The organism is Streptomyces sp. NPDC058198 (assembly GCF_042882605.1).
In the GTDB taxonomy this organism is placed as follows: domain Bacteria; phylum Actinomycetota; class Actinomycetes; order Streptomycetales; family Streptomycetaceae; genus Streptomyces.
This window is the reverse complement of sequence record NZ_JBHVVP010000009.1, coordinates 226,894-233,535: the sequence shown is the minus strand read 5'-3', so window position 1 is coordinate 233,535 and position 6,642 is coordinate 226,894. Positions and strand designations below refer to the sequence as shown.

6 protein-coding genes are annotated in these 6,642 nt (G+C 72.4%); 1 reads left to right on the top strand and 5 read right to left on the bottom strand.

Features of this window, described 5'->3' with window-relative positions; genetic code table 11:
- Positions 1-542 precede the first annotated feature (542 nt).
- Positions 543-2,051: a phytoene desaturase family protein gene (locus tag ACFVWW_RS26540; RefSeq protein WP_386877844.1), complete on the top strand. Its 1,509-nt coding sequence runs from the start codon at positions 543-545 to the stop codon at positions 2,049-2,051.
- Positions 2,052-2,106: 55 nt separating this feature from the next.
- Here the strand turns inward: ACFVWW_RS26540 and ACFVWW_RS26535 are convergent, their stop codons facing one another.
- The 5 genes from ACFVWW_RS26535 to ACFVWW_RS26515 all read right to left on the bottom strand — a co-directional run bounded on the left by ACFVWW_RS26535 (position 2,107) and on the right by ACFVWW_RS26515 (position 6,573).
- Positions 2,107-3,060, bottom strand: coding sequence for a hypothetical protein (locus ACFVWW_RS26535; RefSeq protein WP_384334108.1), 954 nt, complete (start codon positions 3,058-3,060; stop codon positions 2,107-2,109).
- Between the two features lie 52 nt (positions 3,061-3,112).
- Positions 3,113-4,027: a methylenetetrahydrofolate reductase [NAD(P)H] gene (metF, locus tag ACFVWW_RS26530; protein WP_384192560.1), complete on the bottom strand. Its 915-nt coding sequence runs from the start codon at positions 4,025-4,027 to the stop codon at positions 3,113-3,115.
- Positions 4,028-4,160: 133 nt separating this feature from the next.
- Complete coding sequence (gene thiE, locus ACFVWW_RS26525) at positions 4,161-4,811, bottom strand: thiamine phosphate synthase (RefSeq protein WP_386877845.1); 651 nt, start codon at positions 4,809-4,811, stop codon at positions 4,161-4,163.
- 96 nt (positions 4,812-4,907) lie between these two features.
- Positions 4,908-5,273 (bottom strand): Rv2175c family DNA-binding protein, encoded by a 366-nt coding sequence (locus ACFVWW_RS26520; RefSeq protein ID WP_384192554.1) that lies wholly within the window; start codon positions 5,271-5,273, stop codon positions 4,908-4,910.
- Between the two features lie 79 nt (positions 5,274-5,352).
- The gene (locus ACFVWW_RS26515; RefSeq protein WP_386877846.1) at positions 5,353-6,573 is read right to left on the bottom strand and encodes an NAD(P)/FAD-dependent oxidoreductase; all 1,221 of its coding nucleotides are present in this window, start codon (positions 6,571-6,573) and stop codon (positions 5,353-5,355) included.
- Positions 6,574-6,642: the final 69 nt, after the last annotated feature.

The window sequence follows — 6,642 nt, the reverse complement described above, 5'->3', positions numbered from 1 at the left end:
GGAGGCGACGCGGAGCGTCGTCGACTGACGACAACGCCGGAGGCGGAGTCGCAGGGCGTCGGGAGCCCGCTGGCTATCGTGCACCAGGTCGTAAACCCGCGGGCACTGAACCCGGCCCGCGCACGACAGAAGTACGCCGGTCCGGCGGGACTCAGTCTCCTGAGCCTCACCGGACCGGCGCGTTTCCCCCGTGTCCCGGTACCCCGTTTCCCCCGTACCCGCTTTCCCGTGATGCCGGAGAGCCCCGCTTCCCCGTGATCCCCCGTGGTCGCCGGGCCCTCCGTCGTGCCCCCGTTGCGTCAGGGGAGCCGCGCCGTTCCGCCGCCCCGTGTCGGCGGTACGGGCGCCGCGCCCCTTCCGTGGTCTCCACTCTTCCGTCCCGGCGGGCGAAGTCCCATCCGCGTCCCTACTCATCTCCCCCACTAGGTATGAGTACTCAGGCGTCCGTACCGGTCCCCAGCGGGCGGCCGAGTACGGCGGAACCGACCGGACGCTGCCACCGCCGATACGTGCTGTCAGTGGGGGTCGATACAGTCCCTGGCATGGCACGGATTGTGGTGATCGGCGCCGGGATGGGCGCCATGGCGGCGGCCGCCCGGCTGGCTGTGGCAGGCCACCGGGTGACGGTGTACGAGCGCTCGGCGACCTACGGCGGGTCGGTGGGCCGGTTCGAGCGGGACGGCTTCGTCTTCGACACCGGGCCCGGGCTGCTGCATCTGCCGGCCGTCTACCGCGATCTGTTCGTCAAGACCGGCAAGGAATCGCTGGAGCGGACCGTCCAGGTCGACCAGGTCGACCCGGCGAGCCGGCATGTCTTCGCCGACGGCACCGACGTACGGCTGCCGAACGCGTCCCGGGCGGGTGTGGTCTCCGCCCTGGACGCGGCGCTGGGCGCGGACGCCGGCGAGCGCTGGGGCGCGTTCCTGGGCCGGGCCAGGGAGGCCTGGGACCGCTCGCGGCGGCCGCTGCTGGAGGAGCCGCTGTGGGCCGACTGGCGGGTGCTCGGACAGGATCCGTATCCGGCGCTGCGGCAGCGCCGGCTGCTGCGCGGCGCCCGCCGGGCCGGCACGGTCGCGGAGATCGGCGCCTGGGAGCTGACGGACCCCCGGCTCGGCGCCCTGCTGGACGGATACGCCCTGTCGTACGGACTCGATCCGCGGCACGCGCCGGCGAGCGCCGCGCTGCTGCCCTATCTGGAGCAGACGTTCGGCAGTTGGTATGTGCGCGGCGGGATGCGGGAGCTGGCGCGCGCGGTGTACGAGCGGTGTCTGGCCCGCAAGGTGGAGTTCGTGTTCGGGGCGGAGGTGACCCGGATCGCGGAGAAGGACGGCGCGGCCACGGGCGTCGAGCTGGCGGACGGCACAGTGGCCGCGGCCGACCGTGTGGTGGCGGGCGTCGCGCCGGGGCGCCTCGTCGAGCGGGAGCTCTGGGGCGACGGTGACGTACGGCCGCGGGAGACGGACAGCGCTCCGGTGCCCGGGCGGTTCACGGCGCTGCTGGCGCTGCGCGGTGCGCGGGAGGCGGACGCCGCGCACCGGACGGTGGTGCACTCCCCCGACGCGCGCGCCGAGGCCGCCGAGGTCTTCGCGGGGCGGACGGCGGAGCGGCCCACGGTCACGGTGCTGCGGCCCGACGACGCGGGGACACGCCCCGACGCGGATCATGAGGCGGTGACGGTCACCGCGACGGTCGCTCCGCACGGCCCGGTCGACTGGTTCGACGGAGCGCTGCGCGAGCGGTACGCCGATGTGCTGGTGGCGGCCGCCGGGGCGGCCGTGCCGGAGCTGGGGCGGCGGCTGATCTGGCGCGAGGTGCGGACGCCCGCCGACACCGCGGCGCAGACGGGGGCCGAGGGCGGCTCGGTGCCGGCGCCCGCGCTGGCGGGGCTGGAAGGCCGGCTGCTGCGTCCGGCGAACAGCACGCGGCTGGCTGGGCTGTATCTCGCGGGCGGCTGGGCGCATCCGGGCGGCGGGCTCCCGCACTCCGGGATGTCGGGGTCGCTGGTCGCCGGGCTGATCGTGGAGGGTGCGGAGTTCCGCGGCTCGCAGTGAGCGAGCGCTCCTGACGAACCGTCAGTAGCGGTAGTCCGTCCGTAGCGGTAGTGCGTCAGTAGCGGTAGTGCTGGTCGTTGTAGCCGGGGTCGTAGCCCGGCTGCGGGGGCTGTTCCTGGGGTATCGGCGGGCTCTGGTCGCCGTCGCGCTGCTGCGGAACCCAGACCCCGCCGGGCGGGGTGTCGTTGTACTGCTGCTGGCCGTTGTAGGGGTCGGCGTACGGCTGCTGGCCCCCGAAGCTGTCGTACGAACCGTACTGCTGGCCGCCGTTGGCCGAGTCGCTGTACGGGTCGGAGTACGCGGCGTACTGCTGCTGGCCGTCCCCGTACTGGTACTGGTTCGCGTAGCCGTCCTGGCCGGGATAGGCGTCCTGGCCCGCGTAGGGGTCCTGACCGGGCGGGTAGGCGTCCTGGCCCGGGTAGGTCTGGTGGCTCGCGTAGGCGTCCTGGCTCGCGTAGGCGTCCTGAGCCGCGTAGGTCCCCTGATCCGCGGGCTGTTCATAGCCGGGGTAGGCGTCGTATCCGCCGCCGTACGCGGGCTGCTGGTACGGCGGATTCTGCGGATTCGCTTCCTGGGGCCCGTCGTTGTACACGCCGTACTGCCCGGTGTCGTCGGGCAGCGGCTGCGGCTCGTACACCGATGCGGGGTTGGCGGCCGGGGCCACCGGCACGAACTCCAGATCCGAGACCTCGAGGGCGGGCTCGCGCTCCTCGGCCGGCTCGCTGCCGGCCTTGCGGCGGCGGCTGGCTCCGGGGCTGCCGCCGATCGCCCAGCCCGTCGAGAAGCCGCGGCGGAAGGACAGCGTCACATACGTCTGGCCTGCCGCGAACGCGAGGGCGCCCAGGGCGATGACGAAGACGGAGGGCATCAGGACGCCCAGGACCACACACATGAATCCGGCGAAGGCGAGGAGCCGCCAGCGCAGCCGCGCCTTGTACTGCAGCAGCACCTCGCCCAGCAGCCACAGTGCCACGATGCCGAATGCGATGTAGAGGACCGTCCAGCCCATGCCCGCCCCTCTCCTGCGGCCACCACCCCGGGACAGGGGCGGATACGGCCGGTCACGACTGCTGGTGCAGTCCGAGATTCTCGTAGATTTCGAGCGTCGCCGTGGAGTTGTTGAGTGTAATGAAGTGCAAGCCGGGGACGCCCTCCGAGAGCAGCCCTGCGCAGAACTCCGTCGCGAACTCGATGCCAATGGAGCGTACAGCGACGGGGTCGTCCTTGACGGAGAGGATCCGTTCTTTCAGCTCGGGCGGGAAGACCGCGGTACTGAGCTGCGGCAGTCGCTCCAGCATTTTGACGCTGGTGACCGGCATGATCTCGGGAATGATCGGGGTTTGGCAACCGGCGGCCGCCACCCGGTCGCGCAGCCGCAGATACCCCTCGGGGTCGAAGAACATCTGAGTGATCGCGTAGTCGGCGCCGGCCCGGCACTTGTCCACGAAGTGCCGGATGTCGGTGTCCCAGTCGAGTGAGCGCGGGTGCATCTCGGGGAAGGCCGCCACACCGACGCAGAAGTCCCCGGACTCCTTGATCAGCCGGACCAGTTCGGCGGCGTAGCGCACGCCCTCCGGGTGCTCGACCCACTCGCCCATGGGGTCGCCGGGCGGGTCACCGCGGACGGCGAGGATGTTGCGGATCCCGGCGTCGGCGTACTGCCCGACCATGTTGCGCAGTTCGGCGACGGACTGGCCGACGGCCGTGAGGTGCGCGACCGGGGTGAGCGTGGTGTCGCCGGCGATCTGTTCCGTGGCCTTGACCGTGCCCGCCCGGGTGGAACCGCCCGCGCCGTAGGTCACGGAGACAAAGCTCGGAGCCACCGCTTCGACCCGGCGCAGTGCGTTCCAGAGGTTCCGCTCGCCCTTCTCGGTCTTGGGCGCCCAGAACTCGAACGAGTACGAGGTGCCGGTCGCGAGCAGATCCCGCACGGTCCGCGCGTGATCCGATCGGGTCGAAGCTGTGCCAAGGGCCATATGTGCAGGTTATCGAGGGCCTGGCGGTCCCCCAACCGGACAGGGGGGATTTGCCGGGATTGCCCGTTCACTGTTCACGCCTCGGACACCTGCGGGGCCGCGGTCCGCACGGCGTCACACAGCGCGCCGACGTTCACACAGCGCGCTCACGCACCCGCGCGGCCAGCACGGCCGTCGCCGCGGCCGGGTCGTCGGCCTCGGTGATCGCCCGTACGACGACGATTCTGCGGGCGCCCGCGTCCAGCACCTGGTCGAGATTGCCGGCGTCTATCCCGCCGATCGCGAACCACGGACGCTCCGGCGCCAGCGAAGCGGTGTACCGCACCAGGCCGAGACCGGGTGCGTGGCGGCCCGGCTTGGTCGGGGTGGGCCAGCAGGGGCCCGTACAGAAATAGTCCACACCGGGCTCCGCGACCGCCACGTCCACCTCGGCCTCGGCATGGGTGGAGCGGCCGATCAGCAGCTCGTCCCCGAGGATCGCGCGGGCCGCCGGGACAGGCAGATCGCCCTGTCCCAGATGCAGTACGCCGGAGCCGATGGCGTGCGCCACGTCGGCGCGGTCGTTCACGGCGAGCAGCGTGCCGTGGCGGCGGCAGGCGTCGGCGAAGACCTGGAGGTGGTCCAGCTCCTCGGCCGCCTCCATGCCTTTGTCACGCAGCTGCACGATGTCCACCCCGGACGCGAGCACGGCGTCGAGGAACTCAGGGAGGTCCCGCTGTCTCGTGCGGGCGTCCGTGCACAGATAGATCCGGGCATCGGACAGCGACGCATGAGGCGTGGGCATGGTGAAGGTCCCCCCGTTGGGTCGGCGGTGCGCGGCGGCGCCATGACCGCTGGGCGGTCACCGCGGCGCCGCCGCACACCGTGGCTGGCGATGTCGTCAGACGGCAAGCGCCTGGGCCCGGCGCTTCACCTCCGTGCCGCGATTCTCGCTGAGCGCCTGCGCGGGCGTGCCCGGCAGGGTCGGGTCGGGGGTGAAGAGCCACTCGAGCATCTCTTCGTCGGAGAAGCTGTCGTCCCGCAGCAGCGTCAGAGTCCCGGCAAGGCCCTTGACGACCTTGTTGCCGTCAATGAAGGCGGCGGGCACCTGAAGCGTCCTGTTCTCACCGCGGCGCACGGCGATCAGCTGGCCTTCCTTCACCAGCTGCCGCACACGCGTCACCTCGACATCGAGCATTTCCGCGATGTCGGGCAGGTGGAGCCAGGCGGGGACGAGAGCATCGATCTTTGCGTCAATCTCGGTCACAGGACAAGCGTGCCATCCCGGACTGACAGACGGTAGCCGAGGCACCCGGAGGTGTTCGTCCCGGGCCGGCGAAGGAAGGTCAGAGAACGGCCTTCCTGAGCGGTACGGCCGGATCCGCGGCCCGTTCCGGGTCCAGGCGCGCGCCCGCCTCGATCAGCTTGCGGCCCTGCGCCAGGTCGCGCGGCCTGCCGACGGCGAGCAGGGCGATGAGCACGCCGTCCCGCAGCCACACCACCGACCAGGCGGCCCCGGCGGGATCGCCGCGCCACACCGGGGTACCGGCGGCCGCGTGATGGCCCGCGTACTGGACGAACCGGCCGAACTGCTCGGACCAGAAGTACGGCACGGGGTCGTAGACCTGTTCGGTCTCGCCGACGATCTGGGCGGCGACCGTCCGCGGCCCCTGCAGCGCGTTGTCCCAGTGGTGGACGAGCAGTCGCTCCCCGTAGCGGGCGGAAGGGAAGGAGGCGCAGTCCCCGACCGCGTACACCCCGGGCAGCGAGGTCCGCAGCCGCTCGTCCGCGGTGATCGATCCGTCCGGGCCGAGGGCGATGCCCGACCCCGCGAGCCAGGCCGTCGCGGGCCGTGCTCCGATGCCCACGACCACCGTGTCCGCGGGCAGCCGCCGGCCGTCCGCCAGGACGACCGTCCCGGGCTCGACACCGGCCACGCGCGCGTGCGTCAGCAGGTCGGCGCCGCTCTCCGCGTACCAGCCGGCCATGGGGGCGGCGACCTCGGCCGGCAGGGCGCCCGCGAGCGGCAGGTCCGCCGCCTCGACGACCGTCACGGCGCAACCCGCCTCGCGGGCGGCCGTGGTGAACTCGGCGCCGATCCACCCGGCGCCGACGACCACGATGTCGTGCCGCTGTTCCAGCGCGGGACGCAGCCCCTCGGCGTCGTCCAGGGTGCGCAGCAGATGGACGCCGGGCACGCCCTCCGTGCCGGGCAGTCTGATCGGCTCCGCGCCGGTGGCGATGACCAGCACGTCGTACGGGACGGGCCCGGCGGCGGTGTCGAGCTGCCGCGCGGCGGGACGCAGTCCGGTCACCCCGAGACCGAGCCGCAGCTCGACGGAGAGCGCCTCGAAGTCGATGTCGAAGGCCGAACTCTCCGCCGTGCCCAGCAGGACCGCCTTGGAGAGCGGGGGCCGGTCGTAGGGCGGGTGCGGTTCGGCGCCGATCAGCGTGACCGGGCCGCCGTACCCCTTCTCGCGCAGGGCCACGGCGGTCTGCACCCCCGCCATCCCGGCGCCGACGACGACCACATGCGGCTGTTCCGTCTGTCTCTGCTGCTCGCTCACCCGGTCACCTTAAACAGCTGACGAGCCGTCAGGAGGGCTGGTCCTTCGCGCTGCCGGGTCCGTGCCCGC